At 65.8% G+C, this 2,841-nt stretch carries 3 protein-coding genes; all 3 read right to left on the reverse strand.

Annotated elements, in window-relative coordinates; all coding sequences use genetic code 11:
- On the reverse strand, positions 1-649 hold a 649-nt coding region (locus JMF90_RS31925; RefSeq protein WP_201325927.1), incomplete at its 3' end, for a sigma-54 dependent transcriptional regulator.
- 267 nt (positions 650-916) lie between these two features.
- Positions 917-1,474 (reverse strand): elongation factor P, encoded by a 558-nt coding sequence (gene efp, locus JMF90_RS31930; protein ID WP_006476487.1) that lies wholly within the window; start codon positions 1,472-1,474, stop codon positions 917-919.
- A 138-nt stretch (positions 1,475-1,612) separates the two neighbouring features.
- Positions 1,613-2,806 (reverse strand): elongation factor P maturation arginine rhamnosyltransferase EarP, encoded by a 1,194-nt coding sequence (gene earP, locus JMF90_RS31935; protein WP_011694228.1) that lies wholly within the window; start codon positions 2,804-2,806, stop codon positions 1,613-1,615.
- Positions 2,807-2,841: the final 35 nt, after the last annotated feature.

The following is a 2,841-nucleotide window of genomic DNA, read 5'->3' on the forward strand; positions in this document are numbered from 1 at the left end:
CGCTGTCGAGCGACGCGCCGTGCCGGCCGGCCTGCACGAGCATGCGGCAGTCGAACGACACGAACGGGCCCTTGCGGCGCCGGCTCAGGTCGTGCAGCGTGCGCGCCGCCAGCTTCTTGCCGGTGCCCGCTTCGCCCGAGAACAGCACGGCCGTTTCGGTGCGGGCGTTGTGCTCGATCATGTCGTACACGTGCTGCATCGCGTCGCTGCGGCCGACCAGCGCGCCGAAGCGGCCGAGATGGCGCAGCGACGCACGCAGCGACTGCACTTCGTCGATCAGTTCGTACGGGCGGGGAATCCGCGCGAGCAGGCTGCGCAGGCGCGGGATGTTGATCGGCTTCAGCAGGTAGTCCCAGATGCCGTGACGCAGGCCCTCGATGGCGCTCTCGACCGTCGCGTTGCCCGTCAGCACGATCACGGGCAGCGAGCCGTTCGGCTGTTGCTGCGGCAGGTGCTGGAGCAGATCGAACCCGCTGCCGTCCGGCAGGTTCAGGTCGACGAGCACGACGTCGGGAATCGAGCGGCCGAGCGCCGTGCGCGCTTCGGCGAGCGACGTGGCCGTGTCGACCGAGAAGCCGTCTGCGGCGAGCAGCGCGGTGAGGCCTGACAGGCTGTTGGGATCGTCTTCGACAATCAGGGCGTGTGGCATGGTGGACGCGAGTCGAGTCAAGAGAGGCGGGCTGTCGGCCAGCGGGCCGCAGCCGCATGTCGGATTAAAGACTGATTTTATGCCCCGCCGAACGCGTCACGCGCATTATTTCTCCGGCGCTATAAAACAGTTACCGATGATACAAATTGAATATCTTTACCGGTGGCTTTTGTGCTTCGCATGGCTCCGGTTTGTGGCAGCTGTTGGCGCCAGACAAACAAAAAGCGCCCCGAAGGGCGCTTTGTTCGATGCGGAAATCGCTGACGATTACGCGCGGCTGCGGTATTCGTTCGTGCGCGTATCGATTTCGATCTTGTCGCCGGTGTTGCAGAACAGCGGCACTTGCAGCTCGAAGCCGGTCGCCAGCTTCGCGTTCTTCAGCACCTTGCCCGACGACGTGTCGCCCTTGACGGCCGGTTCCGTGTAGGTGATTTCGCGAACGAGGACCGTCGGCAGTTCGACCGAGATCGCCTTCTCGTTGTAGAACACGACTTCGCAAGCCATGCCGTCTTCGAGGTAGTTCAGCGCTTCGCCCATCATTTCGGCTTCGACTTCGTACTGGTTGTAGTCGGCGTCCATGAACACGTACATCGGGTCGGCGAAGTACGAGTACGTCACTTCCTTGCGGTCGAGCACGACGACCTCGAACTTGTCGTCAGCCTTGTAAACCGATTCCTGACCTGCGTTGGACAGCAGGTTCTTCATCTTCATCTTGACGACGGCCGAGTTACGGCCCGACTTGTTGTATTCCGCTTTTGCGATGACCCATGCTTCGCTGCCGATCTGCACGACGTTGCCTACGCGGAGTTCCTGTGCGGTTTTCATAAAAAACTGTCCTGATCAAATCAAATAAATAGGTGCCTGAGCGTTGCGCAACGGCTGACGGCGCAAGCGGCGGTGCGTTCCGGTGGGCGCCAGGAGCCCAAACGCGAGCGCTTGCGTGGTCAGCCGTCGGATAACCGCTTATTTTAACTGAGATTTTGCGTATTCCGCCAGCTTTCCGGCGAGATCGCCGACGGCCGCGAGCGCGTCGGCCCAGCGGAGCGCATTCGCGTCAAGCGCGGCGCGGTGTTGCCAGAAATCGGCCCAGTCGGGCGTGCCGGCGCTGTTCCATGCATGCCAGAACCGCTCGAGCGCGGCGCGCGGCGCATCGGCGAGGCCGGCCGACAGGTGCGCGAGCGCGGCATCGAGCTTGGGCAGGTGCACGTCGTCGGCCTGCGGATAGATGTGCCACACGAACGGCTTGCGCGCCCACTGCGCGCGGACGAACGAATCCTCGCCGCGCACGAAATTGAGATTGGCGACCCACAGCAGCGGATCGTAGTCGGCCTGCGGAACGAACGCGAGGCCATGGGCGGTCAGGTTGCCGCTGCGCGCCCGTACGCCCGCCGCGAACGATTCGACCCCGAAAAAGCGCGCGACGGCGGGCGACAGGCGCCCGGTCGGCACGAGCGCGACGACCGGCGACGGGCCGTCGCGCCACTGCGCGAGCAGCGCGTCGACGGCCGGGTTTTCGTAGGCGAACAGGCTGACGACCGTCGTGCCGGGCGCCGGCGCCGCGGCGCCGGTCGCGCGCTGCCACCACGCGGCGCGGGCTGCCGGATCGGCGTCGAAGGCCGCGCGGCGCGCGTCGAGGTCGCGCTCCTTCGGCACGCCGCCGGTGCCGGCCGACAGGCCCGGGAAGAAGAACGTCTTCAGTAGCGGATAGCGTGGATGCGGCGACGGCCGCAAATGGAAATCGGCGACCCAGTCCTCGGCGCTCAGGTATTCGAGGTTGATCCACACGGGGCGGCGCGCGCGCCGCGCCATCGCCGCGAGATACGGGCCGGGCAACTCGCACGCGAACGCCTCGATCACGACATCGGCGATGTCCAGCGCGTCGCCGACTTCCGCATGCCAGTGCTCGATCACGATCGCGTCGACCGTCTGCCGCCCCGCGTCGGGATCGACCTGCGGCAGCAGGCGCGCGAACGTGTGCAGGTCATCGACGAACAGGCGAACCTGCCAGCCGTGCTCGTGTGCGAGCTGGCGCGCGACGCGCCAGCACACGCCGATGTCGCCGAAATTGTCGATCACCGTGCAGAAGAGGTCGCAGGCGATCGGTTCGCCCGGCGCGAGCGGCACGGCGGAGAGGGGGGCAGCGGTGGTGCGTGGCATCGAAGCGGGCCGGTGAATGCTCTAAACTGGCGATT

This window comes from Burkholderia sp. E168m23 (assembly GCF_016586125.1).
Lineage (GTDB): Bacteria > Pseudomonadota > Gammaproteobacteria > Burkholderiales > Burkholderiaceae > Burkholderia > Burkholderia orbicola.